21 protein-coding genes and 2 pseudogenes are annotated in these 25658 nt (G+C 60.0%); 6 read left to right on the forward strand and 17 right to left on the reverse strand.

Annotated features, from left to right (window positions below; all coding sequences use genetic code 11):
• Positions 1 to 33 precede the first annotated feature (33 nt).
• The 4 genes from JJT62_RS03735 to JJT62_RS03750 are packed head-to-tail and all read left to right on the forward strand — an operon-like array spanning position 34 to position 6654.
• Positions 34 to 1566, forward strand: a complete 1533-nt coding sequence (locus tag JJT62_RS03735) for a type I restriction-modification system subunit M (RefSeq protein WP_202071306.1) — start codon at positions 34 to 36, stop codon at positions 1564 to 1566.
• Positions 1559 to 2749: a restriction endonuclease subunit S gene (locus JJT62_RS03740; protein WP_202071307.1), complete on the forward strand. Its 1191-nt coding sequence runs from the start codon at positions 1559 to 1561 to the stop codon at positions 2747 to 2749. The genes JJT62_RS03735 and JJT62_RS03740 overlap by 8 nt, the downstream gene beginning before the upstream one ends.
• A complete protein-coding gene (locus tag JJT62_RS03745; protein ID WP_202071308.1) occupies positions 2746 to 5946 on the forward strand; it encodes an HsdR family type I site-specific deoxyribonuclease in 3201 nt (1066 codons plus the stop codon). Before JJT62_RS03740 ends, JJT62_RS03745 begins: the two co-directional genes overlap by 4 nt.
• A 3-nt stretch (positions 5947 to 5949) precedes the next feature.
• Positions 5950 to 6654 (forward strand): M48 family metallopeptidase, encoded by a 705-nt coding sequence (locus tag JJT62_RS03750; protein ID WP_202071309.1) that lies wholly within the window; start codon positions 5950 to 5952, stop codon positions 6652 to 6654.
• Positions 6655 to 6724: 70 nt separating this feature from the next.
• On the opposite strand, the gene JJT62_RS03755 is transcribed toward JJT62_RS03750, so the two are convergent.
• The 17 genes and pseudogenes from JJT62_RS03755 to JJT62_RS03830 all read right to left on the reverse strand — a co-directional run.
• Positions 6725 to 6952: a DUF2274 domain-containing protein gene (locus JJT62_RS03755; RefSeq protein WP_202071310.1), complete on the reverse strand. Its 228-nt coding sequence runs from the start codon at positions 6950 to 6952 to the stop codon at positions 6725 to 6727.
• The gene (locus JJT62_RS03760; protein WP_202071311.1) at positions 6949 to 8163 is read right to left on the reverse strand and encodes a TrbI/VirB10 family protein; all 1215 of its coding nucleotides are present in this window, start codon (positions 8161 to 8163) and stop codon (positions 6949 to 6951) included. Before JJT62_RS03760 ends, JJT62_RS03755 begins: the two co-directional genes overlap by 4 nt.
• A complete protein-coding gene (gene trbG, locus JJT62_RS03765; protein WP_202071312.1) occupies positions 8160 to 9155 on the reverse strand; it encodes a P-type conjugative transfer protein TrbG in 996 nt (331 codons plus the stop codon). The genes JJT62_RS03760 and trbG overlap by 4 nt, the downstream gene beginning before the upstream one ends.
• Positions 9152 to 9835, reverse strand: coding sequence for a conjugal transfer protein TrbF (trbF, locus tag JJT62_RS03770; RefSeq protein ID WP_202071313.1), 684 nt, complete (start codon positions 9833 to 9835; stop codon positions 9152 to 9154). Before trbF ends, trbG begins: the two co-directional genes overlap by 4 nt.
• The gene (gene trbL, locus JJT62_RS03775) at positions 9835 to 11088 is read right to left on the reverse strand and encodes a P-type conjugative transfer protein TrbL (protein WP_202071314.1); all 1254 of its coding nucleotides are present in this window, start codon (positions 11086 to 11088) and stop codon (positions 9835 to 9837) included. Before trbL ends, trbF begins: the two co-directional genes overlap by 1 nt.
• Positions 11089 to 11092: 4 nt before the next feature.
• Positions 11093 to 11470 carry a putative entry exclusion protein TrbK-alt gene (trbK-alt, locus tag JJT62_RS03780; protein ID WP_202071315.1) on the reverse strand — a complete coding sequence of 126 codons (378 nt, stop codon included), beginning with the start codon at positions 11468 to 11470 and terminating at the stop codon, positions 11093 to 11095.
• A gap of 14 nt (positions 11471 to 11484) precedes the next feature.
• Positions 11485 to 12219, reverse strand: coding sequence for a P-type conjugative transfer protein TrbJ (trbJ, locus tag JJT62_RS03785; RefSeq protein WP_202071316.1), 735 nt, complete (start codon positions 12217 to 12219; stop codon positions 11485 to 11487).
• Positions 12219 to 14651 carry a conjugal transfer protein TrbE gene (gene trbE, locus JJT62_RS03790; protein ID WP_202071317.1) on the reverse strand — a complete coding sequence of 811 codons (2433 nt, stop codon included), beginning with the start codon at positions 14649 to 14651 and terminating at the stop codon, positions 12219 to 12221. Before trbE ends, trbJ begins: the two co-directional genes overlap by 1 nt.
• Positions 14652 to 14656: 5 nt before the next feature.
• Positions 14657 to 14941, reverse strand: coding sequence for a VirB3 family type IV secretion system protein (locus JJT62_RS03795; protein ID WP_202071318.1), 285 nt, complete (start codon positions 14939 to 14941; stop codon positions 14657 to 14659).
• Entirely contained in the window at positions 14941 to 15279 is a 339-nt protein-coding gene (locus JJT62_RS03800) for a TrbC/VirB2 family protein (RefSeq protein WP_202071319.1), read from the reverse strand. The genes JJT62_RS03795 and JJT62_RS03800 overlap by 1 nt, the downstream gene beginning before the upstream one ends.
• A complete protein-coding gene (trbB, locus tag JJT62_RS03805) occupies positions 15272 to 16210 on the reverse strand; it encodes a P-type conjugative transfer ATPase TrbB (protein WP_202071532.1) in 939 nt (312 codons plus the stop codon). The genes JJT62_RS03800 and trbB overlap by 8 nt, the downstream gene beginning before the upstream one ends.
• Positions 16211 to 16721: 511 nt before the next feature.
• Positions 16722 to 18491 carry a DUF262 domain-containing protein gene (locus JJT62_RS03810; protein WP_202071320.1) on the reverse strand — a complete coding sequence of 590 codons (1770 nt, stop codon included), beginning with the start codon at positions 18489 to 18491 and terminating at the stop codon, positions 16722 to 16724.
• Between the two features lie 207 nt (positions 18492 to 18698).
• The gene (locus JJT62_RS03815; protein ID WP_202071321.1) at positions 18699 to 20570 is read right to left on the reverse strand and encodes a UvrD-helicase domain-containing protein; all 1872 of its coding nucleotides are present in this window, start codon (positions 20568 to 20570) and stop codon (positions 18699 to 18701) included.
• Complete coding sequence (locus JJT62_RS03820; RefSeq protein WP_202071322.1) at positions 20552 to 20839, reverse strand: hypothetical protein; 288 nt, start codon at positions 20837 to 20839, stop codon at positions 20552 to 20554. Before JJT62_RS03820 ends, JJT62_RS03815 begins: the two co-directional genes overlap by 19 nt.
• Positions 20836 to 22485, reverse strand: a complete 1650-nt coding sequence (locus JJT62_RS03825; RefSeq protein ID WP_202071323.1) for an AAA family ATPase — start codon at positions 22483 to 22485, stop codon at positions 20836 to 20838. The genes JJT62_RS03820 and JJT62_RS03825 overlap by 4 nt, the downstream gene beginning before the upstream one ends.
• A 53-nt stretch (positions 22486 to 22538) precedes the next feature.
• Positions 22539 to 22637, reverse strand: a pseudogene (locus JJT62_RS19040) (SDR family oxidoreductase); the annotation flags it as partial.
• Positions 22638 to 23717: 1080 nt separating this feature from the next.
• Positions 23718 to 24405 (reverse strand): annotated as a pseudogene (locus JJT62_RS03830) (IS701 family transposase); the annotation flags it as partial.
• A gap of 1 nt (position 24406) precedes the next feature.
• On the opposite strand from JJT62_RS03830, the gene JJT62_RS03835 reads away from it, so the two are divergent.
• Positions 24407 to 24838 carry a transposase gene (locus JJT62_RS03835; RefSeq protein WP_202071324.1) on the forward strand — a complete coding sequence of 144 codons (432 nt, stop codon included), beginning with the start codon at positions 24407 to 24409 and terminating at the stop codon, positions 24836 to 24838.
• Positions 24839 to 24860: 22 nt separating this feature from the next.
• Positions 24861 to 25328, forward strand: coding sequence for a transposase (locus JJT62_RS03840; protein ID WP_246744667.1), 468 nt, complete (start codon positions 24861 to 24863; stop codon positions 25326 to 25328).
• Positions 25329 to 25658 lie beyond the last annotated feature (330 nt).

The raw sequence follows: 25658 nt of genomic DNA on the forward strand, positions 1-25658 counted from the left end.
ATGCATAATTGTCGCGTTTAAGAGACAAGCGTCATGACTGACAAAAAAAACCAAGCAGAGAAGACCTCGATGGACGACATCAAGCGTGTCGCCTGGGCGGCCTGCAACACCTTTCGTGGGTTGATCGACCCGGCCGAATACAAAGACTACATCCTCATCATGCTCTTCCTGAAGTTCATTTCAGATGTCTGGAAGCAGCACGAAGACGACTATCGTCGCGAGTTGAAAGGCGACGAGGTGCGCGTCAAGCGCCGCATGCAGCGCGAACGCTTCGTCATGCCCGAGGGCGCCACTTTCGACGAGCTCTACGCGGCCCGCGACGCCGACAATATCGGCGAACTTGTCGACATCGCGCTGGAGGCCATCGAAAACACCAACAAGGCAAAGCTCGGCGGCGTCTTCCGCAATGTCAGCTTCAACTCTGAAACGAAGCTCGGGCAGACCAAGGATCGCAACCGGCGCATCAAGAACCTGCTGGAGGATTTCGCCAAGCTCGACTTGCGCCCGGGCCATGTGGTCGAGGACGAGGCCATCGGCGAAGCGTATATCTATCTCATCGAGCGCTTCGCGTCGGAGGCCGGCAAGAAGGCGGGCGAGTTCTACACGCCGCTTCAGGTGAGCCAGGTGCTGGCGAGGCTCGTGCAGCCGCAGCCGGGCGACCGCATTTGCGATCCGGCCTGCGGGTCCGGCTCTTTGCTCATCGAGACCGCCTATGAGGTCGGCAGCAAGGACTTCGCCCTGTTCGGCCAGGAGGTCAATGGCGGCACGCATGCGCTCGCCAAGCTCAATATGTTCCTGCACGCCATCGACGGCGCGCGGATCGAGTGGGGCGATACGCTCAACAATCCGCAGCTGATCGAGGACGACCATCTCATGGCGTTCGACGTCGTGGTGGCCAATCCGCCCTTCAGCCTCGACAAATGGGGCGCCGAGAACGCGCCGAAGGACAGGTTCAAGCGCTGGACGCGCGGCATTCCCCCAAAGAGCACGGGCGATTGGGCCTTCATCACTCATATGGTCGAGACGGCGAAACCGAAGTTCGGTCGGGTCGCCGTCGTGGTGCCGCATGGCGTGCTCTTTCGTGGCGGCGCGGAGGGGAAGATCCGGCAAAAGATGATCGAGGAGAACTTACTCGACGCCGTCATCGGCCTGCCGGCGAATCTGTTCCAGTCAACGGCAATTCCCGTTGCCGTTCTGGTCTTCGACCGGCGACGCGAGAAGGGCGGCGCGCGCGCCAAGACGACCGATGTGCTTTTCATCGACGCGTCCCGCGAGTTCAAGCAGGCCAAGACCCAGAACATTCTGGAGGCCGCGCATACGGCGAAGATCGTCGATGCGTTCAAGGCGCGGCACGATGTCGAGAAATATGCGCGCGTGGTGTCCGCCGCTGAAATCGCCGAGAACGCCTTCAACCTGAACATTCCGCGCTACGTCGACACCTTCGAGGTCGAAGCCGAGATCGACGTGAAGGCGGTTCAGGCTGAAATCGAGCAGCTTGAAGCCGAGTTGGTCGAGGTGAAGAAGCGCATGGCGGGCTACCTCAAGGAGCTCGGCGCAGATGCATAAACACCGATCGTTGCGACTCGAAGAACTTTGTGACTTCGTCAATGGTAACGGCTTCAAACCACAACAATGGAAAAGCCAGGGCCTACCGATTATTCGGATACAGAATCTCAACGGTTCGACCGATTTCAATTATTACGATGGCCCAGTCCGTGATAGGTGGGTCGTAGAACCGGGTGTCATTCTCTTTGCTTGGGCTGGCGTAAAGGGCGTTTCCTTTGGCCCATGCATTTGGCCCGGTCCGAAAGGCGTACTCAACCAGCACATCTTTAGAGTTGAACCTCGTGAGGAGGTCGACATCTACTGGCTTTATGGCGCGCTAGAACTCGTCACTGCGCGGATTGAGGCGAAGGCTCACGGCTTTAAGGCGAGTTTGCTACATATTCAGCGGAGCGAGATAACAAATCAAATCGTTGATGTGCCCAAGTTAGACGAGCAGCGGCGCATCGGATCCATCCTGCGCACGTGGGACGAAGCTATCGACAAAGCCGATCGGCTGATCGAGGCGAAGACGGTCTTATCGAGAGAGCGCTATCGAATTTTCTTCGGTGGAGGACACGGCGCCCATAAGGGTACGGACTTAATGCCACTTTCCAAACTTTCTAGGCGTGTGCGTACAGCCGATGATGGAGGCGGCCATCCCGTTCTGACAATTTCCGGAAAGGAGGGCTTCTTACGACAAGATGAGAAGTACGGGCGCTTCATGGCTGGAAAAAGCGTTGAAAGTTACACTTTGCTGAGGCGCGGCGAATTCTCATACAATAAAGGTAACTCCAAGACTTATCCGCAAGGATGTGTATATCGTCTCGAAGATGAAAGCGGTCTTGTCCCACACGTCTACATTTCTTTCTGTCTAACGAGCAGTAAATTGGACTCGGACTATTTCGTGCATGTGTGCAGGTCGGGCTACTTAAACCGTCAGCTCAGTCGTCTCATTAATTCTGGGGTCCGCAATAACGGGCTTTTGAACATCACTGCGCAAGAGTTCTTTACCTGTAAAATCCCTGTCCCGTCGCTGAGCAAGCAGAAGACGATCGCTCGCATCTGTCATGACGCGGACCGAGAAATAGCCATCCTCAAAGAGCAACGTGGAGCCCTCGAGAAACAAAGACGCGGCCTGATGCAAAAGCTGCTGACGGGCGAATGGACAGTCAGCGCGGCCAAATCGCGGGAGGCCGCCGAGTGAGCGGCTTCCGGGACGGCGAGAAACATTTGAGCCAGGTGCCGGCGCTTCACCTCCTTCAGGTGATGCAGCCGGGCTGGACGCTGCTGAGCAAGGCGGAGGTCGACCGCGAGCGGCGCGGCCGGCTCGGCAATGTGGTGCTCGAAGACATTCTCGCCGCGCAATTGACCGCGCTCAACCGCATCGAGCAGGACGGCCGCTTTTTCCCCTTCTCCGAAGCCAATATCCGCACGGCAATCGAAAGGCTGCGCATGCCGGAGCCGCTCGGCCTGATGACGCTCAATGAAAAGACCACCGATCTCCTGCAACTCGGCGTCTCTTTGGACCAGACTATCGACGGCGTTACCCGCGGCCGCTCCTTGCGCTATATCGATTGGGACCGGCCGGAGAAGAATGTTTTCCACGCGGTCGCCGAATTCGACGTCGAGAAGACGGGGAGCCACGAGACGCGCCGGCCGGACATCGTGCTCTTCGTCAACGGCATCCCGTTCGCGGTCATCGAATGCAAGGCGCCGGACAAGGACATTGCCGAGGGCGTCGGCCAGATCATCACCTATCAGCGCGCCGAGGAGATCTCGCATCTCTTCCGCAGCGTCCAGCTCGTCCTGACGGTGAAGCCCTCAGAGGCCAAATATGCGACTGTCGGCTCGCAGGCCAAATTCTGGGCCGTCTGGAAGGAAAAGGAATTCGACGATGCGGCGCTAGAGCGCCTCGTCAATGCGCCGCTCGATTCCCGTCAGACGATGCGCACCTTCGGCGACGGCTTCGCCGAAGAGCAGGCGCCGTTCGAGCATCGCCTGGAGGAAGGCCGCCTCGTCACCGAGCAGGACCGCCTGATCTACGCCCTCTGCCGACCAGATCGGCTGCTCGACCTCGCCCGCCGCTTCACGCTATTCGACCTGGGCGTCAAGAAGATCGCGCGCTATCAGCAGTTTTTCGCGGTGCGAAAAATCCTGGCGCGGGTGAAGGGCGAGCGCGACGAGAATGGCGCCCGTCGCGGCGGCGTCGTCTGGCACACGCAGGGTTCGGGTAAGTCGCTGACGATGGTCATGCTGGCGAAAGCCCTCGGACTCGATCGCGAGATCGCCAACCGCCGGGTTGTGCTGGTCACCGACCGCATCGATCTCGACGACCAGCTCACGAGAACATTCAACGCTTGCGGCATTGCCGTTGAACAGGCGAAGACGGGCAGTCACCTGCTGGAGCTGGTCGCCCGGAACAAGGCCGCCATTGTGGCGACGGTCATCAACAAATTCGAGGCGGCCGTCGCCAAGCGCGATTTTCAGGACGAGTCAACCGAGGTTTTCCTTCTCGTCGACGAGAGCCATCGCGGCCAGTATGGCGAGATGCACACGCGCATGAAGCGCATGTTCCCGCGCGCCTGTTACGTCGGCTTCACCGGCACGCCGTTGATGACCGGCGAAAAGAAGACCGCGGCGCGGTTCGGCGGAATCATCGATACTTACGCGATTGATCAGGCTGTCGCTGACAAAGCCGTCCTGCCGTTGATCTACGAGGGCCGTCAGGTCGCGCAGGAGGTCAACAAGTCCGGCGTCGACGCATGGTTCGAACGGGTGACCCGGGGTCTGTCGGACGAGCAGCGGGCAGATTTGAAGCGCAAGTTCTCGCGTTACAGCGAGATTGCGCAGGGCGACCAGACGCTGACCGCCATCGCGTACGACATCGCTGACCATTTTACGAAGTTCTGGAAGGGCACGCGCTGGAAGGCGCAATTCGCAGTCCGGTCGCGCGACGCCGCCGTTAAATACAAAGATATCTTCGACGCGATGGGCTCCATTTCGGCCGAGGTCATCATGTCCGCGCCGGACGATCGGTCAACCGGCGACGATCCGGCCGAGGAAGTGACGGAGCCTGTCAACCGGTTCTGGAAGACCATGATGACGAGGTATGGCGGCGAGGCCGAATACAACCGCCAGATCGTCGAAGGCTTCACGAAGCGCGAGGAGCCGGAGCTGCTGATTGTCGTCTCGAAGCTGCTTACGGGTTTCGACGCGCCCGTCAACACCGTGCTCTACATCGACAAACCGCTGACGGGCCACAATCTGCTGCAAGCTATTGCGCGCGTGAATCGCGTCGAGGAAGACAAAGAGTATGGCTACATCGTCGACTATGCCGGTGTGCTTGGCGAACTTGACACAGCCATGCGCCAATATTCAGCGCTTGGCGAGTTCGATCCGGAAGACATAGACGTTGGCCACGCCATCATCGATGTCGCGGCGCAGATCGCCAGGCTGCCTCAGGCGCACGCCAATCTCCTGAACCACTTCAGAGGTGTCGAAAAGACTCGCGACGAGGAGGCTTATGAAGTTTTCCTGGCTGATGAGGCCTTGCGCAAGGAATTCTACGAGCTGCTGTCGGAGTTCGCGCGGCTGCTCGCCACGGCGCTCGCTGCCTCGGAGTGGGTTAACGACCCACGCAATGAAGCGCAGGCACGCCTATACAAGGATGATCTCCGACGGTTTCAAAAGCTCCGCACGGCGGTTCGAAAGCGCTACCGCGAAGCAATCGACTTTGCCCAATACGAAGCGCGCATCCGCAAGCTGCTGGACACCCACATCAGCGCGGACGCCGTCGAGATCATCACCGATCCGGTCAATATTTTCGATGCTCCGGCTTTCGACAAGGCTGTCGCAGAGCAGACCTCGCCCGCATCCAAAGCCGACCTGATCGCCAGCCAGACGAAGCGCACCATCACGGAGCGCATGGAGGAAGACCCGGTCTTCTACAAAAAGATTTCCGATCTGATCGCCGAGGCGATAGCCGAGCATCGCGCGAAGCGTCTCAGCGACAATGACTATCTCGCCCGGATGCGAGACGCTGCCGAGCAGATTAGACGGCCGAAGCACGACGACGTGCCAGAGGCGATCAAATCCGACGATAACGCCGTCGCTATATTCCATTTGCTCGGTAATGCGCTGGGGGGCATTGCTACCGCGCAGGGCCTCAACCTGGAGCCGATTATAACCTCGGCAGCGATTGAGCTCGTCGCGATCGTCAAAAGCCTGAAGGTCGTTAATTGGGAGGAAAACCCAGACGTCCAGAACGCGATGAGGAACCGGATGGACGATTTCTTCTTTGACCAGATTTGCGGTGAGCACAAAATCGAGCTTTCGCCCGAACAGATCGATGCGATCATCGACAGCATTCTCAGGGTCGCTCGGGCTCGGATGCCGGGCTGACCTATGCGTGGCAGCGTCAATTACGTGGGACAGACTATCAACTATCGAGCCCGGCATTCGGCACGCAAGACGTTGGCTATCTCTGTCCATCCCGATGGCGACGTTGAGGTCGTCGCGCCTGAAGGCCTCAAACAGCAGCTTATCGAGCAGCGGCTGCTACGCCGTGCTGGTTGGGTGCTTAAGCAGCAGAGATATTTCGATCAATTCCGCCCTCGCACCCCGGAGCGGCGGTTCATTGCGGGAGAGACGCACCTCTACCTGGGTCGGCAGTACCGACTGAAGATCGAAGAGGGCGACCGCGACCGCGCACGCCTCAAAGGAGGTTTTTTTTGGATTTCGGTTTCGGGAGCCCCCACCTCCAATCGGGTGCGCGAATTGATGACCGAGTGGTACAGGGAGCATGCCCGCGCCAAGCTGACAGAGCGTTATATGGCCGCGTCGGAACGCTACGGCCGTCAGCTTCCACGCATTCCCGCGCTGTCAGTAGCGCCGATGAAACAGCGATGGGGCAGCTATAGCGCTAACGGGCGAATTACGTTGAATGTCGACCTTATTCGCGCGCCCGTATTCTGTATCGACTATGTCGTCCTGCATGAACTCCTCCACGCGCGCTACTCTAAGCACGGACGGGCGTTCTTCAATCTTCTCGACCAGATGATGCCCGACTGGAGAGAACGCAAGGTGAACTTGGAGCGAGTATTGGCGTAACGAGCGGGTTTCAATTGCACGTCGGTTCAGAGAATCTTTGGTAGCGATTCCTTCTGGTATTGGTGAGCGCTTACAGCCGATTGCCAGATGATCTATATGCTTTTCTAAATCCTCGGTCGCTTGCGATGAATCGCTCTAACATCGGCGCAATGAGTTTTCCCGGGTCGATCGCCTTCCCTGAGTCGCGCGCGAGGATTTCGGCATAGACGACCAGATTGCGATGCAGGGCCGCCGACAGTGTCACGGTGACCTTGACGGGCTTTTCATCTTCCACTGAAGAGAGCTTCAATTTGGTCATGGCGTGCTTCCTGTCGCTGCGGCGTCGCCGGGCGCGCGGTAAGGCGCCAGCACGAGATCGCGGGTGACGATCACCCTCACCGGAAACCCCGGCCGAATGGTGAGAGTCGGCTGGATATTGAGATTGCGCCCGACGATCTGCTGGCCGGTCTGATTGAGGCTTTGCGCGCTGCCGCGGCGCAGGGCCTGAATGAGGGCGTTTTCGGTCCCTGTTGTCCCGAGCTGCGTCCCGACGCCGAGAATGGTCGAAAGCGCGGCGGCGCCGGCGAGACGGAGCCAATGATGATCGACGCCGTCTTCGAGGCCGGAATAGCCGGCGGCGTCGGCGCCGGGCTGGCGCTCGAGAACGATGGAGCGCCCGTCGGGGAGCATGAGGCGATTCCAGACTAGGAGCGCCCGTGATTGGCCGAAGGCGATCTGGGAGTCGTAGACGCCGATGAGCTTGGCGCCCTGAGGGATGAGCAGAAAGCGCCCGGTGGGGCTGTCGTAGACATTCTCGGTGACTTGCGCAGTGATCTGCCCGGGAAGATCGGAGCGGATGCCGGTGACGAGCGCGGCGGGAATGACCGCGCCCGCCTGCAGGACATAGCGCGACGCCGGGGCGGCGAGGCGGTCCGGACTCACCGTGCGCCGATCGGCTGGCGCATTGACGAAAGCGAGCTTGCGATCCTGCATGTTCTGGACGTCGCCGGGATCGATTGGGGCCGGCTCGGTTGGCAGCATCGACGCTTGGATGCCTGAAACCACCGTCGATCTTTGAGCCCCATCGGCATTGCTCGACGGCCGCTCGCGGACATTCGTGGTCGCAAAGAGCTTCGCGGTCCGCGCCGCCTCGCGCTCCTGGCCGATGCGTTGTTGTTCGGGATCGGGGCCTGTGGAAGGCAACTGCCCCTGGGCGGCGAGGATCGGCCGTCCGAGATCGCCCGGAAGCGGGGGCCCGAGCTTGGGGACGTTTTTCGGCAGGCCTGCATAGTCGCGCGGCAGTGACGCAAGGCCGTCGGGCGTCGCCTTCGCTTCCGTATTGATGAGCTCCGGCGCGGAGCCGGAGCGCGATCGTCCCTGCAAGCCCCAGATCATCATGCCGAGAAGCGCGGCGGCAGAGACGCCCGCGAGCGTGATCAGCACGCGGCGCGACAGTCGCGTCACTTGTGGCCGTTCGGGACGCAGGCGCAGCTCCTCCGCGAGCTTCTTCTCGTGTTCCGGCCCGCTCATATGGCGGACCTCCCGTCGCTGCGCACGATACGGACGATCTTCTGGTCGTCAGCGCCGAAGCGCAGTTCCGCGGCGGCAAAGAGCCGATCGACAATCATGTGATTGCCGCGGACGCGGTAATTGACGAGCTGACTGTCGCCCGAGGCGCCGGTGACGAAGAGCGGGGGCATCTCGCCCTGCGAGACGCCGCGCGGGAATTCGATATAGACCTTGCGGCCGTCGTCGAAGGCGCGCAGAGGCCGCCAGGGCGCGGCGTCGCCCTCGATCGCATAGCGGAAATTGAGTCTCGCGAGATCAAGACCGACATCGACCGGCGCGGCGGCCTCGGCGGCGACGTTCTGGCGGCGCAGCGCGATGAGCTCGTCCTGCGGATATTGCCAGGAGACCGAGGCCATATAGGTCTTTTCGGTCGAACGCAGCTCGAGGTGATAGGTGCGGCGATCGGTGTTGATGACGAGATTGGTCATCAGATCCGCGCGCGTCGGCTTGACCATGATGTGGGTCTTGCGGGCGCTTCCGGCGCCGCTCTCCGTATCGCCGATGATCCAGCGCACCGTGTCGCCGGCGGCGACGGGGCCCGAGCCGACGAGCTGCTCGCCATCCTGCAAGGCGATGTCGGTGATCTCGCCGGGGGCGGAATAGACCTGATAGAGCGCGCCTTCGGTGAAGGGATAGATCTGGACGGCGTTGATGTAGCCGGCGCGGCGCGGCTCCATGCGCGCGGCGGCGTTGGCCTGTTCGATCCGCGCCTTCGGGTCGATCGGCTCGGGGCGCTCGCTTTTGCCCCGCGCCAGGGATTTGAGCTGGCCGGGCAGCGGCAGAACCTTCGGGACTTCGACGATCTTGACCGGGCCAAGCGGATCGCTTTGCAGGCTCGCCGGAACCGGCAAATCGTCATAGGCGATTTCGGGCGGCTTGAAGCTCGAACAGCCAGCGAGCAAAGACGACGAAAGAAGCAGGCTCGTGAAAGTGCGAAACGAGAATAGCCTCATTGTCCAAGCTCCTTCGACCAATTGATGGCGTGAATGAAAAGGCCGAGCGGGTTCTTGCGCAGGCGCTCGGCTTCGCGGGGCGGCTGAACGATGATGGTGAGAATGGCGGTCCAGCGTTCGGTGGAAGCGAGGCTCGCGTTCTCGTAACGGCGTTCGGTCCAGGCGACGCGGAAGGAATCGTCGGAGGCGCGAATGACGCTGGCGACGTCGATCGCGATCTGAACCTGCCCGACCTTGGCGAAGGGATCGTTGGCGCGGGCGTAGTCGTTCAGGGCCAGGGCGCCCTTGTCGGTGACGAAGTCATAGGCCTTGAGCCAGTTCTGCCGCACGACGATGGGGTCAGCCGGAATCGAGCGGACATGCTCGACGAAACGGGCGAGATGCCAAGCGATCTGGGGATCGGTCGGCCGATAATCGGCGATGGCGGGCGCGACGGCCTGCGCTTCCCCGAATTTATCCATTTGCACGACCCAGGGCACGACCGAGCCGCGCGCATTCTGCCAGACGAGGGCGATTGCGAGACCGCCGGCGAGGAAGAGATTGCCAAAGGCGATCAGTCGCCAGTTCTTCGCCTGGACGCGGGCCGAGCCAATGCGCTCGTCCCAGACCTGCGCGGCTTTCTGGTAGGGCGTTTCGGGTTCGGGCGTGCGCCCGTAGCGGACGGAGCTTCGTTTGAACATCAGCGGGCCTCGGACAGATTGACGGAGGCTCCGCCGCCATCGGCGTCGCCGGAACGAAGCGCGTGGGCGGCGATCGAGACGCCGTGCGAGACGGATTGCGAGCGCTTGAGGCGCTTCGCCCAGGCGGGTTCGGTGGAAGGCGCTGGACTGACGCCAATGCCTGAGGAGGCGCCGACATCAGGGGGAGGGGCCGACGCGGCGCCGGCCGAAGCGAACGGTCGCGCAGCCGCACCTCCCGGCCCGCTGCCAGAACCGACAGGGGGCGCGGAAGGTGGCCCGCCGCCGGCGGGCGGCTGCGGCCCCCGCGTGGGCGGCAATGTCGCCGCGGCGTGTGTCTCGCTCTTTCCGGCTAGCCCTGAGACCACCCCGCCCGCAAGACGCAGGGCGCCATAGCCAGCGGCCCCCGCGCCGGCCGCGGCAAGCCCGGTCCCGACGACGGCGCCCGCGCCGAGCTGCGGGCCGCCCGAGATGATCCCATTGGCGATGCCGGGGCCGAAGATTCCGAGGCCGAGTAGGGAGAGCGCCGCGAGAACCAGCGCCATCGCGTCATCAACGGTGGGCTGGCTTGCAAAGCCTTGCGTGAATTGCGCGAAGAGCGTCGAGCCGATGCCGACGATAACCGCAAGCACCAGCACCTTGACGCCGGAGGAGACGACATTGCCGAGGACTCGTTCGGCGAGAAAGGCGGTTTTGCCGAATAGGCCGAAGGGAATGAGGACGAAGCCCGCAAGCGTCGTCAGCTTGAATTCAATCAGCGTGACGAACAGCTGGATCGCCAGGATGAAAAAGCTCAGGAGAACGATGAGCCAGGCGATGAGGAGAATGGCGATCTGGATGGCGTTCTCGAAGAAGGAGACATAGCCCAGAAGCTGCGAGAGGGAATCGAGCAGGGGGCGCCCGGCGTCGATCCCAACCTGGGCAACGCGGCCGGGCCGCAGGAAGTCCGCGGCGGAGAGCCCCGCGCCGGCTGCCTTGAGGCCGAGACCCGAAAAGCTCTCGAAGACGATGCGGGCGAGATTGTTCCAATTGCCGATGAGATAGGCGAAGGCGCCGACGAACAGGGTTTTCTTCACCAAGCGAGCGATGATGTCCTCGTCTGGCCCCATGCTCCAGAACAGCGCGGCGAGTGTCACGTCGATGACAACGAGCGTAGTCGCCAGAAACCCCACTTCGCGGCCGAGAAGGCCGAAGCCCGAGTCGATGTAGCGGGTGAAGGTCTCGAGGAAGCGATCGATGACGCCGGTTCCGCCCATGGCGCTACTCGCTCTTGCGCGCCCGCTTAGGCGACGCGCCGTCGGAAGGCGAGCGATGCGACGGGAACATGTCGATCGCGTGCTCGGCGGGTTGCGCCGGCTCTCCATCCCCGAGAAACCTCCTGCGCTCCTTCGCCCAAAGATCCTTGCAGGCAGGATCGCCGGCTTCTTCGATCGGGAGCTGGGCGCAGCGCAAAAGCTCGGCGTCGATCGCAGGCTCTCTCGACGGCGCCCCAATCGGCGAGACGGACGCTGGCTTAGTCCGCGCCGCGACATCTGCGTCGCAGGCGGATTCGACGCCAATGAGCGCGATTGCCCCGATGACGACGCCCACGGCGACAAAGCCGATTTTCTCGGGCGCGAGCCATTCTCTCCAGTTCATGACATCGCCCCCGCTCAATGAAACATGGCAACATTGCCGGGCTGATAGGCCTGGCCGGGCGCAACGAAGCGGCGCATCTGCTCGCGCGCCTGTTCCTGGGCTTCGGCGTTGCGCGCGAGTTCGAGGGATTGGGCGCGGCCTTGCGAGACGAGGAGCGCCGTCACTTCGGCGAGCTGCTTGCTCTGAAGCGCGAGAAGCTGATTGCCGGCCTGCGACGCCTGAAGGGCGCCGAGCGCGGACTGGTTCGAGGAGATCAGCGCGCCGGCTTCCGAACGGGCGGTGTCGATGGATTGCACGATGCCGGCCTGAAGGCGCATCGCGTCCTGGAATGCGGACAGAGAGTTTTGCCAGCGCTGCCTGGCGCCGTCGACAAGGCTCGCCGAACTCACCGAAGCATTGACGGGGCCGTACTGCGTCGAGAAAGCCTGGTCGATCTGCTGCACGTCATAGGCGATTCGCTGGGCTTCGCGGAGCAGCTGTTGCGTTTGTGAGATCGACTGCTGGATCGTCTGCAGCGAGGAATAGGGGAGGTTCGCAAGATTCCTCCCCTGATTGATCGGCATTCGCGCCTCGTTCTGGAGGCTGGTGATCTGATTGTTGATCTGCTGCAGTGTATTCGCCGCGGTCAGAATATTCTGGGCGTAATTGGTTGGGTCGAACACCACGAATTGCGCCGAGGCGGGCGCGCTGAGGAAAGCCAGCGACAAAGCGAAAGCGCTCGCGGCTGCGAGGCGACGAATGCGGGTCATTACGATGTCTCCAGATCGGTGGGGGTAGGCAGAAATTCAGCGGCCCAGTCGAGGCCGCGCGCGGACAACCAGGCGCGGGCGAAGCCTTCGCGTCCGGCGTTTGTGAAAATCTCGGCGATGAGCTTTTGGTCGGTCTTCGAGGATGCGGCGCAAAGGGCGAGCGCCACGGGACCGAGGCCCAGTTCGAAGAGGCGGTTGCCGCGCCGCGACTGGCAATAATAGTCGCGCTTGGGCGTCGCCCGCGCGATGATCTCGATCCGCCTGTCATTGAGGCCGAAGCGGCGATAGATCGACAGGATCTGCGGTTCGATCGCGCGCTCGTTGGGGAGAAAAATCCGCGTCGGGCAGCTCTCGACGATCGCGGGCGCGATCGGGCTCGTCTCGATATCGGCGAGCGACTGAGTGGCGAAGACGACGGAGGCGTTCTTCTTCCTCAGCGTCTTGAGCCATTCGCGCAATTGCGCGGCGAAGCCGGGATCGTCCAGGGCGAGCCAGCCTTCGTCGATGACGAGGAGCGCGGGCGCGCCGTCGAGCCGTCCTTCGATGCGGTGGAAGAGATAGGAGAGGACGGCGGGCGCGGCGGCGAAGCCGATCAGCCCCTCCGTCTCGAAGCATTGGACGTCGCCGGAGCCCAGAAACTCAGTATCGGAATCGAGAAGCCGCCCATGCGGCCCGCCCAGGCAAAAAGGTTTGAGGGCGCGCTTGAGCGGATTGGATTGCAGGAGCACCGAGAGTCCGGTGAGGGTACGCTCCTCGATCGGCGCGGAGGCGAGAGACGACAGCGCCGACCAGAGATGCTCCTTCACTTCAGGGGTGACGGCGACATTTTCGCGGGCAAGGATGGAGCCGATCCAATTGGCGGCCCAGCTGCGCTCCGCGGGATCGTCTACCGCGGCGAGCGGCTGCAAGGCGACGGAATCGACGTTATCAGCCGATAGGGCCCCGCCGAGATCATGCCAGCTGCCGCCCATGGCGAGCGTCGCCGCCCTCGCCGATCCCCCGAAATCGAAGACAAAGGTTCGCGAGCGCGCGTAGCGGCGGAACTGCAGCGCCATCAAACCCAGCAGCACGCTCTTGCCCGCGCCGGTCGGACCGATGACGAGCGTATGGCCGACATCGCCCACATGCAGCGAGAAGCGAAAAGGCGTCGAGCCTTCCGTCCGGCCGAAGAACAGGGGCGGCGCGTCGAGATGCGCGTCCGTCGACGGGCCCGCCCAGACCGCCGAGAGCGGAATGATATGGGCGAGATTGATCGTCGAGATCGGCGGCTGGCGGACATTGGCGTAGACATGGCCGGGAAGAGAGCCGAGCCAGGCTTCGATCGCGTTCACCGTCTCGATCATTGACGTGAAGTCGCGGCCCTGGATGACTTTTTCCGCGAGACGCAGCTTCTCGTCGGCGAGGCGCGGATCCTCGTCCCAGACGGTGAGCGTCGCCGTCACATAGGCTTCACCGATCAGATCGGAGCCCAGATCCTGCAGCGCCGCGTCGGCGTCGAGCGCCTTGTTATGCGCGTCGGTGTCGAGAAGGACGGAGGACTCATTCGTCATCACCTCCTTCAGGATCGCCAGGATGGATTTACGCTTGGCGAACCACTGCCGGCGAATGCGAGTGACGATCTTCGTCGCATCGATCTTGTCGAGGGTGATCGCCCGCGTCGACCAGCGATAGGGAAAAGCGAGGCGATTGAGCTCGTCGAGAATCCCGGGATGGGTCGCCGAGGGGAAGCCCATGACGGTGAGGATGCGCAAATGCGCCCTTCCGAGCCGGGGCTCGAGGCCGCCGGTCAGCGCTTCGTCGACGAGGATGGCGTCGAGATGCATCGGCGTCTCGGGAACGCCGACCTTGTGGCGCTTGGTCGAGACGCAGGAATGGAGATAGGTCAGCGTCTCGCCATCCGAGAGCCATTCGGCCTCCGGCGCGAAGCCCTCAATGAGCTGCAAGAGCAGGTCGGTTCGGTCGATGAAACCGGAGAGAACGGCGCTTAGCCCGCCTTCGGGAGAGCGAGCCTCATAGAGCCAGCTCTCGGCGCCTGCGGCCTCGTCCTCGGGCGGGAGATAGAGTAGCGTCAGAAAATAGCCGCTCTCGAAATGCGCCCCTTCTTCTTCGAACTGCGCGCGGCGTTCTTCATCGACGAGAGCGGAGACGGGGTCAGGGAAGGCGCTGGCCGGATAATCCTGCGCGGTGTTGCGCTGCGCTTCGAAGAAGATCGCCCAGCCGGACCCCAGCCGCCGCAGCGCATTGTTGAGCCGCGCCGTGACGCCGACAAGTTCAGCTTGCGTGGCGCTTTCGAGATCGGGGCCGCGAAAGCGCGCGGTTCGCTGAAGCGAGCCGTCCTTGTTCAATACGACCCCCGGCGCGACGAGCGCGGCCCAGGGGAGGAAGTCGGCGAGGCTTTGCGGCTTTTTGCGATATTCGGCGAGGTTCAGCATCGTGCCTACACCCCGAAATGCGCCGGATAGCGCAAATGCCGGCGTACGACTTCGACGAAGTCCGGATCGCGCTTGGCCGCCCAGACCGCGGCGAACTGCGCGATAACCCAGAAGGCAAGCCCAGCTAGCCAGAGCCGCAGACCGAGGCCGAGCGCGGCGGCGAGCGTGCCGTTCAGGATGGCGATCGACCGCGGCGCGCCGCCGAGGAAGATCGGTTCGGTCAGCGCCCGTCGAACCGGAACGCGAAATCCCGCGACCGACCCGTCGACCGGAAGAGTCTCGTTCTCCATCAGATCAGCGCTCCGCCGCCGAAGGAGAAGAACGACAGAAAGAAGCTCGACGCGGCGAAGGCGATCGATAGCCCGAAGACGATCTGCACCAGCCGCCGGAAGCCGCCCGACGTGTCGCCGAAAGCGAGCGTCAGGCCGGTCGTGATGATGATGATCACTGCGATGATCTTGGCGACGGGCCCTTCGATCGATTGCAGGATCTGCTGGAGCGGCTGCTCCCAGGGCATGTTGGAGCCCGCGGCGAAGGCCGGCGTGCAAAGTGCGGCGACTGCAGCGATGTGGGAAAGCCCAACACAAACGCGAGCGCGGAATCGATCGCGGATCGGAACCCTATTCATTGACGTCTCCAAAGGTGACCAAGGTGATGTCGGCGAGCGCGTAGTCGCCGTATGAATCGAGGCCCTGGACGGCGGCGAGTTCGATCAGCCGCCGTTCTCTCCCGTGGCCGGCAAGAACGGCGATGATCTGGATCGTCTCGGCGATCAGCGCGCGCGGGACGGTGACAACGGCTTCCTGGATCAGCTGTTCAAGACGCCGCAGCGCTCCCAGCGCCGACCCAGCGTGAATGGTGCCGACGCCGCCGGGATGGCCCGTGCCCCAGGCCTTGAGGAGATCGAGCGCTTCCGCGCCGCGCACTTCGCCGATCGGGATGCGATCCGGGCGAAGACGTAAAGATGAACGGACCAGATCGGAAAGCGAGGCGACGCCGTTTTTGGTGCGCAGCGACACGAGATTGGGCGCGGCGCATTGCAGCTCGCGCGTATCCTCGATCAGCACGACGCGGTCAGCACTTTTGGCGATCTCGGCGAGCAGGGCGTTGGCGAGCGTTGTCTTGCCAGTGGAGGTGCCGCCGGCGACGAGGATGTTTTTGCGCTCGCCGACAGAGGCGCGAAGGATGGCGGCCTGATTTTTCGCCATGACGCCAGTGGCGATGTAATCGTTGAGCGAGAACACCGCGACGGCTGGCTTGCGGATGGCGAAGGCCGGCGCATAAACGATCGGCGGCAAAATCCCTTCGAAGCGCTCGCCCGTTTCCGGCAACTCCGCCGAGACGCGCGGCGCACCGGCATGCACCTCGGCGCCGACATGATGCGCGACGAGCCTGATGATCCGCTCGCCGTCTTCCGCCGACATTCGCGCGCCCGTATCCTCTAATCCGCTGGTCAAGCGATCAAGCCAGAGCCGTCCGTCGGGATTGAGCATGATCTCGACGACGCTTTCATCGTCGAGCCAGCTTGCGATCTCAGCGCCGAGCGCCGTGCGCAACATACGGGCGCTGCGCGATAGCGCTTCAGCGTTGTCGTTTTGAGAGCGCACGTCCGTCCCCGGTGTTCGCGGAACCGCAAGGCGGCGGTTCAAAGCCGGGGTTGATTAAGAAAGGCCGGAACCGAGGTAGTGCAACAAGTCAGTTAGGGGCGTAGGGCCGTGGCGTGCAATGACAGGGGATTGGCAGGGCGCCTCCGGCTATGCCTGGCGCTAAAAAGGCACGAAACACGGTACCACGCGTTACTTTGGAGACGGGTTCAAGTCTCCTTTGCGCCATGAACGACATTCGATCCGATGTGATGTCGGCGGGAAATGGCCGATGATGAGGGAACAATAGCCGCCCTTCGGCAAGCCCGCATAGCCACCGCCTCGGCGACCATAGAAACACCTTTGGCATTGGCCGCTCGAGCGATTTCCGCGGGGGTCTACGTCTTAAGAACGCCGCCGAGGACGACGGCTGGAATCCACAAGTATGCGAACACGAGGTCTGGCGTGGCGACGGTTCATTTCTGGCCTACAACAATTCCCGAAGTTGCTTTCCGAGTATCTTGCGTCGTTCAGAAATGAAAGTCGGAAAATTTGTGAAGGCGAGAATTGCAGCGTCATCGGGAAGGAGATGATCCGAGCAGAATTTCTCGACAGATATTTTTTGGCGCGCTACTTCCATCTTCGTCCAATCCGCAAGCGGCGTGTCGTTTTTCGACTTATTTTCGTTTTCATCGAGATGTGCCAGATTCAGGATGCTGTTCCAGTGCTTCGCGTCCCGGTAAAATTCAGCATCTGTCTCTGCAACGCCTGCGGCTTTCAGAGCTTTGAGATTGAATGCAGACGCCGGATGTAAATGGTCCTTGTGAAACTTGTTCTTGTAATCGAGACCGGGAGCGAGAAGTGCAAGGATGGTGAAAGCCTGCCTGTCTTCGTATTGCGTTAGCAGCAGGGACTCGATGAATTCATCCGTCACCTGTGGGTCTTTGCCCTGCGTTCGTAAGACCGTCGCGATAGCCTTCGATGGGAAACTCTCGATTCCCGGCATGACGTAGGGCTCGCCGAAATCCTCTCCGACAAACGCCTTCCTGATCGCCGCCAGAATAGTATCCGCAGATGATCCGAATACGCCCTTAAGCAGCATTGTGTGCAGCCACCTGCGGATAATATCCCTTTCATCCCGCAGCCCGAGCTTTGAAACAAGCGTCTCGTTCAACGCTTGGTGATGCACCCAATAGACGATTGGCAGCAGCGCGTTTTTCGACGTCAATGAGCTTTCGTCATAGCCGAAATTCTTGATTAGATCGAAGACGGCGAGAATGCTTGTCTGAATCTCGTTCCAGTTGTCCTCGAAGGGTTTGACCTGGGTGGCCGTGAAATTCGATACCCTGTAACGAATGTCCGAACTATAGAGGTACAGACATGCCTTGAGCACGAGGTCCTTGCTAATAAAGAAACCCTTCGCCTGGACCTGATCGACAAGGCCGAGTATCTCTTTCTTTGCGTCGCGTTTTGTCCAGTTGGCGATCGCCGTCGACATCAGCATGTCCGAAAGTGAGAGGGGTTCTCCGCCGCTATTGACGCGGACGAAGACGTTCAGCGCCTTCTCCATGTTAGCCTGTTTGACAGTGTAGTAGTTTATGATTCGCTCGGTGTGTACGACGGAGTGGAGCTTGGATAGCGCTCTCGATGCGAATTCGCTGTCCTGGTAACCTGCTGTCTTCAGCATCTGATTTAGGTCGTAAGCCTCCGTTAGCTCCAGAATTTTGCCGGTAGCGAACCATTTCTTCTCGTTCTCGGCGTACTCCTCTTGCGTCAGGAATTTGAATTCGTATTTCAGTCCGGTTTCGTTGTCGGTTGCAGGAGCCGGTTCAGTTACGTTCAGGTAAAGTTTGCGCGTCGGGAGGGCATATTCATTGTCGTCCCACCACACCCTTGGCTTCTTGTAGGCATACGTGCCGGTTAATCCAATATTTAGCGCTGTCAGGCGCTGCTGCCCGTCAAGCACGGCCTCAAAGTCGATGTGTCCGCGCGTATTGAATTCGGAATTGTGCGTATGATAACGCTCCCGGAATTTGGTCAGGAACTCATAGTATCTGTATTGGAGTTTCGCCTCATCATCATGCACCTCCCAAAAAAGAAAGCTTCCGATCGGGTAGCCCTGTAGCAGTGAGTCGAAAAACCACTCCACCTTCTTCGGCTCCCAGACAAACTCACGCTGAATAGCGGGCAACAGGAGTCTGCGCGAGCGGATTCGAGAAATCGCGTCCGAGATACTGATTGGCGCTTGAAAAGACATTGGGTCGTCCTCTATCAAACTTGTAAGAATACTGCGCTACGGGCGGGACGCCTGTCGCGTGCCTATCGGCTCATCATCGCAAGGCGCATCGACCTATGCAACCAAGACATATCGCATCTGCCGCGCCGATCTATGCAGGATATCTTTCCAACAAGATGGGAGTTTGACCTGATCAGCGTAGCGAATGATCATCCTGCCGCAAAATGATCAGATGGCGATGACATTTCCGTCGCCGAACCACTCTTTCGCTCTTGCGATGACCTTCAAGGAAGGGTCCCGAAAATACACCGCAAGCGAGTCTTTTGATCGCGTGCAGCAGACATAGAACAGTTTTTCAGTGCGCTCGCGGACGGAAGCTGTCCCGCTACCCTCGAACAGATAGGTGAAATTGTACTTGTTCCACCCCCCAGAATCCAGAACGACGAGAACCCGATCAAACTCTCGTCCTTTGATCTTGTGCTGCGTTGAGTAGGTCGTTCGGCCTTCGAGATACTCGTAGAGCGCCAGGTAAGATGAGCACTTTACTGGCGTTACGCGATTGAAGAGGTAGGGCTTGCGGATCACAAAATTGGTGAAAGCGTCGTCCTTGCGGACCAGTCCATGTTTCTCGGCGTAATCTATGACTTCGATAATCGGACGGTCGCTCATCGCACCGATTTCGTTGATACATTCCTTGAGCCGCACCTTGTCTTTTGCTGACCCAAGCTTGAACTCGGTACGCCTCAGAAATTCATTGAATTTCCGTAGCTTATAGAGGTGAACGACGTCCAGGATTTTGAAGACGTGCTTGATAAACGGGCATCGTTGTGAGCCCTTGCGTGCGGCCTCCTCCTCGGTTTGTTTCTTGTCGTCGACGAGCTGGTCCTTATCGACATACATGCGCCTGAATACCAGGAAGTTGCAGCTTTTTGCATCTGTCAGCCAGTCTGGATGGGCGTCGATGAAATCCTTCATCCCCGGCGTCGGAGCCACTCCCGGGAACTTGGCCATGACTTCGCCGAATGTGTCGGCGTCGTATTTGGTGAGGTCATCGTTGCCTTTGATATGGTCGACGAGCCTGTCGCGGAATTTGAGCACTCCGTCTTTGTCGTAGATTTCCATGAGATCGCCGAACCCCGCCTGAGGCGCGATCAAATTGTGCGTCAGGTTCAGCTCTTTGGTCTCAGCGACCTCGCTGAAGTTCCATCCGAGGGCTTTCCGCACGGCATCGAGTTTGTCGCTTCCGTTCGCCGCGTAATAAAAGCGGATTGATCCATCCTTCACGGCACCGCCATGCATATTCGGAGCATTTTCGTCAGCAGACTCCTTCTGTACGATCCCGTCTGATCTCAAGCGGTTCGCAAGCTCGAACACGAGGCGAGGATTTCGGCGGTTCTGGACTTTTTGAACCTCCACCACAGAGGCAGCCGCCACATAATCCTTTATCGATCCAACACCGTTATCATAGATTGATTGCATGCTGTCACCGAAGAAGCCGCAGACGCCTTTCCTGTGCGCCAAGGGCAGAAAATCGAGAAGGATTTTGATGACGTCGGGTGCGGTATCCTGGTATTCATCGACCAGAATATACCGATAACGATCTCGAAGGATTTCTCGAATCTTCGGATATTTTTGAAACACACCGTGGGCGAGAGTGATAACCTCGTCGTGGGAAATGATCCCTTCGGCTAGTATTCTTAACTCCTTGTATTTAATCGATTTGCCGTCATACATCCCATCGGAAACAGCGGTGCTCCCGGGTTTAATGCGAGGGCTATCTCCAGTCATCAAATCGATCAGAACAAGGCGCAGCTCGGCCTGGAACGGGCTGATAGCTGCCCAGAGAAAATCATGGATGGTGCTGACGGCCAGTCTCTCGCTCACGACGCGTGACTCGATTTCACGAACCGCAGCGTTCGTATAGGTGATACAAGCAATGAACGCGCTTGGCTGGGTCCGCAGCAGCTCTCCAATGACCTGGACCAAGGAGTACGTTTTTCCGCTCCCTGCTCCACCGCTTAGCAGGAAGTTCTTGCCGTCGGCGACATGTTTGAGAACTCGCTCGACCTCAGGCTCCAGCTTCAGCCCACCTTGATCCATCTTAGACCTTCGTGAATGTATTTCGGAATGTTCCAGTTGCTGAATTCCAGAGTGAATTCTCGGGTCTGGCCGCCCTTATTTGTCTTGGTCAGCTTAGTCGTTTCGCTGTTGAGCAGTATCTCGATGGCGAAGGAGGGCTTCTTATCAATTCCGCTATCAGCCATTGCATCGGGCTTGCCGCCGCCGATGAACTCGGCCAGTGCACCTTGTTTGAGACTTGGAAACTTTGGCGGATCGTGATCATCGGCCACCGCGCTGGCCGATGTCATGCTCGATTGACGTGGAAAAATGCGTCCTCAAAGCTCCGAGCACAGTATGTTTCATTCTCGGCATTAGTCTCGGTGACCTGGTAAGCGCACATGACTTCGCCAGCGGGGTCCGTAGCCCAGAGGGCGTCTGGCTTCTTCTTGACGGTCTTTTGTTCAAGGGCCAGCCCCAGGAAATATGCGAGCGCGGAGCCAACTCCGAAGAAAAATCTTAGGGCAGCATTGGTCGTGTGGGTTCCGCCTTCCACCGGGTGAGCAACGACATCAATAACTGGTTGCCCCTTCTTGTTGGTGACCAGGTTGCCGTCTTTCATGCGCTGCCGCTCGACGGCCGAATCCAGGTCCGTGATGATGAGCGTCTTCACGCCGATGAAGTCGAGGAAGATTTCAAAAATATGAGAGTGGGCACCGACCTCGATTACTGAGATGTTTTGAGACATCAAAGGCAGCGGGGCGATTTCAGAATCTGCGAAAGCGGCTGCTTCGTCGATTTGATCAATTTTGCGCATCATCGCAGGAAGGAGGATTCGCTCTGTGTCACCCTCAACTAAAATCGCCTTGTCGGCGAAAAAAAGCTGCGAGCGATGGAGAGTCAGGTACTGTCTTAGAAAGGTGTAATGCCCGTCTTTCCCCGAGGCCTTGTACATGGCGCGCAAATCGCGCAGTCCCTTGGCCACAGTGGTTCCGGCGGACTTCTTGAAATACTTGATGTCATCGAATTCGGACTCGGCCACGATGTGTGCCGAATGCGTCGAGAGAATTGTCTGGAGCGGGCGCTTAATACCGTCCGCGTTTGAAACGGACCGTCCAACGAGGTTCTTGATATTCTTGATGAAGATCGCCTGCATCTGCGGATGGGTATGGGCTTCAGGCTCCTCAATGAACAGGAGATTGATGTCAGCGGGTTTCGGCTTATTTCCTCGCTTGAACTCGTTAAGGATGATCTTGATATCGAAGATCATGCTGATCAAGTTTAGGTAGCCCAAGCCGTTGTAGCTCTCGGGCAGGACGTGCAGTTCTGCTCCCTGCCCGTACATGACGGTCGTGTTGCCCTCAAGCAATTCACGATGCTGCAACGTCGACCTAATTTGCAGCTGTGTATCGCCCTCCTTAACCCCGCCAAACCGCCTCACATCGTCGATGACCTCTTTGAAAAGTTTGTCATAGATGGTGTCGAGTTGGACGTCCGTATCGCTGAGCGCCACCTTAAACGTGTCGAAAACCTCCTCATCTCCGGCGTCGGATGACATTGCTGAGTAAATCTTCGACGACATCGTCGACAGCGTTTTATCAGTTTCCTTGTTTGAAACCGAGCGACGCGCGGCGATGCGCTTGAACGAGATGATGTCGTCGATACGGATAGATTCCTTGATGAGATCAACAAAAATGTCTTCCTGAACCTTCCGCGCGGCATGGTCGAATTGCACGCTTCGCTTAGCGACTTTGAAATACTCCCTGTGGTTTTCGCGAAGGTATTTGAGAACGTCCTGCGCCTTATCCTTCTTCTTGTCTTGGTGAGCCTTGAAGTCCCTCCGCAGGATTTCGAGATACTCCGATGAGAGGTGGTACAGGAAGTCCAATACGACCAATTGCGTCGAGGTCATCGGCGCGTCACCGGCCTGCCGCACCGCGTGTTCCGCTTCCAGCACGAATGGGTTGGAAGCAGTAAGATGTCCTGGCGGGATGTAAAGTGCTCCTGGCGCGTGTTCTTTCGGAGGCGCATGGACAGGGCCTCCATTGGGCGCCGGTCGCGCGCCACCAGCACGAGATCATGGCCGCGGCGCGCGAAGCGCTCGGCATAGGCAGGACAACGACGTCATCGTCGTCCGCGACGCCGCGGCAATGGGGAAGTTCGAGTCCCGGTTTGGGAAGCTTTGGGAGGCGGCGAAGCCGGTCCCGAAGTCCGGCGACCTCCTCGGCAGGGAGGCGCCGAACGGGCGAGCGGCTTCGCGGTAGTGCGTCGTCAAGGGCAACGTCAACGCCAAGGGCGAGCGGATCTACCACCTGCCCGGAAGCCGTAACTAAAACCAGCGTGGCAATGAACGGACCCGAGCGCTGGTTCTGCTCCGCGCAGGAGGCCAAGGCGGCGGGGTGGAGGCCGGCCGGAAGATGACGGGGAAGAAGCCGCGCAGCAAGATTCTTTTGGTCTCGGTCGCCAGCCCCCATAGATCCCCTTACGCCTCCCAAAAATGGAAGCCGCTATCCGTCTCGCCATAACCAACCTCCGGCCTCTCGGTGTCCACGAAACCGGCAGCAGCTCAAGGAGCGCATCGGAGAGCGGAACGGTAGCGCCATTCCCTTCCCGATTGCCGAACAGAAATTTGCAGCACCTACTTTCCCCGTGAACTTAACCGGGCGACAGCATATGGCATCCGGACCCGCGGAGTTTTTGCGAAGGGCTTGTGTGTCACGCGCCATTGAGCTTTACTCTCAAAATTGATGGCCGTGATCTGACGGGGCAGACATGATACCTGTTGTTTTTCTTGCCTTGCTTCTCACGTCGCTTCCCTACGCTGTCCTGGCGGCAGATATTCGGACCTGCGGGGATCAGGGAGCCGACAACCGACCTAATTGGTGCGCGCGACCTGACGGTGCTGGCGGTTTCCAGCAAGGCAAATCCGAATGCAGAAAAATCAGCGATACGGAGTATGAATACACGCACTGCTCCGGAACAAAAAAGACATATTCGGGAAGTGATAAGTGCTGCACGCAGAGCCAGCAATGCACTGGCGCATTTTACGTCGCCACTTGTGTTAGATAGATAGGCTAAGGCACGTCAATTTGCAGGGGGCTTAGTTTTACTGTGTCGTAAATCTTGCCGCCGGATTTTTCGTTGACAACACGGACATCGGAACAGCCGTAGCACCAAGGCTCGCGCAACCTAATTCGTATGCTCGCGATTGATGAGACGACGTGGCGTTCGGGCCGGATTGGCGGATCCGCGAGGTCGATAACCGTCGGATAAGGGAGGCGCTTTGAGGATCGTGGTTTTGACGCCTGAGGGGGGAATCAGACTCCTCTCGGAGACCAGGAATCCATAGGCGGCGACACAGAGCGCCATGTGGTGGTGAAAGCCACGCCAACCTCGTCCCTCGTAATGATCGAGCCCGAGTTCTTGTTTGAGTTCCTGATAATCACGCTCGATCCGCCAGCGCAGTTTAGTGTGTTTGACTAGCGCTGAGATGGTCGTGTCCGGCGGCAAGGTTGAAAGCCAATATTTGGTTGGCTGGCTTTCACGCTCGGGCCATTCAACGAGATAACCACTCTTCGGCATGGGGCGCTGAACGCCAATAGTCGCGATGAGCCGGCTGAACCCGAACGGCCGCGAAACGAGAGGTGAGATTTTCGTTCGTGCCTTCGCGCCATGCTATCTTATCCCAAGCATTTTCAGGGAGCGACATCGCAAGGTCGATTTTTTCGGGAACGCCGGCCTTGCGGCGGCGCTCGGGATCTTCGGCCCAATTCTCTGGTAGGTAGAGCCGAAAGGCGATCGGCAAGCTTGCGTGATCGTTGGCGACCGACAAGGATACGGCGACCTGCCAATAGTCTTGTTTCCCGGGTTGCCCGCACATGGTGGGCTATTTCGAAGGGCTCGACAGCGAGCGCGGCATCGCCTCGCGCTACGCCGATTCCTATTCGCTGCGCGATTTTCTGCGGCTGGCCAACCGGGACAAGGTTCCCGATCACTCGTGGCTGTCGAAGACGCGCTCGCGCCTCCCGCACGACGTTCACGAGAAGGTCTTCGGCTTCGTATTGAAGCTCGTCGCCGAGCGCGGCCTGCTGAAGGGCGAGCGGCTCGGCGTCGACGGCTCGACCATGGAGGACAACACCGCGTTGCGCAGCATCGTGCGGCGGGACAGCGGCGAAACCTATCGCGAGATGCTCACGCGCATGGCGACGGAAAGCGGCATAAAGACCCCCAGCGCCAAGGATTTGGCGCACTTCGACAAGAAGCGCAAAGGCAAGAAGCTATCGAACGACGATTGGGACGAGCAAGAATGACGCCGAGGCGCAGATCGCCAGGATGAAGGACGGGACGACGCATCTGGCCTACAAGCCGGAACATGCGGTCGATCTCGACACGGGCGTCATCGTCGCCGCGCCGATCCATGAAGCGGACAAGGACGACACGGCGACATTGAACGAGATGAAGATGGCGAAGGACAATCTCTCGGCGGTCGGTCTCGCGCCCACGCGCGACGATCCCTGCGAGATCATTGCGGACAAGGGGTATCACTCGCGTTCGGTCTTGAAGGACCTCGATGGCGGCGAGTGGAAGAGCCGCATAAGCGAGCCGGCTCCGGCGAAGGGCTATTTGCGCTGGCAAGGCGACGAGGCGGCGCGGGAGGCGGTCTACGCCAATCGGCGGCGGCTGAAATCGGGCGTCGGGCGCGCGGCCATGCGCAAGCGCGGCGGATTGGTGAACGCAGCTTCGCCCATGTGCTGGATCGCGGCGGCATGCGTCGGGCCTGGCTTCGGGGCCGCGAGATAATCGCCAAGCGTTACCTGATCCATGTCGCCGGCTTCAATCTCGGCGTCCAGATGCGCACCCCCTCACCGGCTGCGGGACGCCGAGAGAACGCGCCGAGGCCGCCAGAAACGACTTTTTGTGCGTCGTTCGAACAGATAGCGCGATGGCCATCGTCATGATGGCGAGATCGGCGGCGCGCCGACCATGCTCGCCGTGATCGTCGCTCCAGAACCCGATTAATCAAGCTGCGACTTCGTCAACGGGTTGTTAGTGAGCCCATGGCCTTGCTTTTTTACGCGGGTGGCGTTGCGGTTATCCACTCTGCCTTCGCCCCTAATCTGCTCGCCTCTG

The sequence above is a fragment of the Methylocystis sp. Sn-Cys genome (assembly GCF_016745395.1).
GTDB classification, from domain to species: domain Bacteria; phylum Pseudomonadota; class Alphaproteobacteria; order Rhizobiales; family Beijerinckiaceae; genus Methylocystis; species Methylocystis iwaonis.

Coding starts and splice junctions, on each gene's coding strand:
- JJT62_RS03810 (WP_202071320.1), bottom strand. CDS start 18,491: ATGTCTTTTCAAGCGCCAATCAGTATCTCGGACGCGATTTCTCGAATC.
- trbK-alt (WP_202071315.1), bottom strand. CDS start 11,470: ATGAACTGGAGAGAATGGCTCGCGCCCGAGAAAATCGGCTTTGTCGCC.
- JJT62_RS03815 (WP_202071321.1), bottom strand. CDS start 20,570: ATGGATCAAGGTGGGCTGAAGCTGGAGCCTGAGGTCGAGCGAGTTCTC.
- JJT62_RS03735 (WP_202071306.1), top strand. CDS start 34: ATGACTGACAAAAAAAACCAAGCAGAGAAGACCTCGATGGACGACATC.
- JJT62_RS03755 (WP_202071310.1), bottom strand. CDS start 6,952: ATGACCAAATTGAAGCTCTCTTCAGTGGAAGATGAAAAGCCCGTCAAG.
- trbF (WP_202071313.1), bottom strand. CDS start 9,835: ATGTTCAAACGAAGCTCCGTCCGCTACGGGCGCACGCCCGAACCCGAA.
- JJT62_RS03820 (WP_202071322.1), bottom strand. CDS start 20,839: ATGACATCGGCCAGCGCGGTGGCCGATGATCACGATCCGCCAAAGTTT.
- trbE (WP_202071317.1), bottom strand. CDS start 14,651: ATGCTGAACCTCGCCGAATATCGCAAAAAGCCGCAAAGCCTCGCCGAC.
- JJT62_RS03740 (WP_202071307.1), top strand. CDS start 1,559: ATGCATAAACACCGATCGTTGCGACTCGAAGAACTTTGTGACTTCGTC.
- JJT62_RS03800 (WP_202071319.1), bottom strand. CDS start 15,279: ATGAATAGGGTTCCGATCCGCGATCGATTCCGCGCTCGCGTTTGTGTT.
- JJT62_RS03840 (WP_246744667.1), top strand. CDS start 24,861: ATGAAGGACGGGACGACGCATCTGGCCTACAAGCCGGAACATGCGGTC.
- trbG (WP_202071312.1), bottom strand. CDS start 9,155: ATGAGGCTATTCTCGTTTCGCACTTTCACGAGCCTGCTTCTTTCGTCG.
- trbL (WP_202071314.1), bottom strand. CDS start 11,088: ATGGGCGGAACCGGCGTCATCGATCGCTTCCTCGAGACCTTCACCCGC.
- JJT62_RS03835 (WP_202071324.1), top strand. CDS start 24,407: ATGGTGGGCTATTTCGAAGGGCTCGACAGCGAGCGCGGCATCGCCTCG.
- JJT62_RS03760 (WP_202071311.1), bottom strand. CDS start 8,163: ATGAGCGGGCCGGAACACGAGAAGAAGCTCGCGGAGGAGCTGCGCCTG.
- JJT62_RS03795 (WP_202071318.1), bottom strand. CDS start 14,941: ATGGAGAACGAGACTCTTCCGGTCGACGGGTCGGTCGCGGGATTTCGC.
- JJT62_RS03750 (WP_202071309.1), top strand. CDS start 5,950: ATGCGTGGCAGCGTCAATTACGTGGGACAGACTATCAACTATCGAGCC.
- trbJ (WP_202071316.1), bottom strand. CDS start 12,219: ATGACCCGCATTCGTCGCCTCGCAGCCGCGAGCGCTTTCGCTTTGTCG.
- trbB (WP_202071532.1), bottom strand. CDS start 16,210: ATGTTGCGCACGGCGCTCGGCGCTGAGATCGCAAGCTGGCTCGACGAT.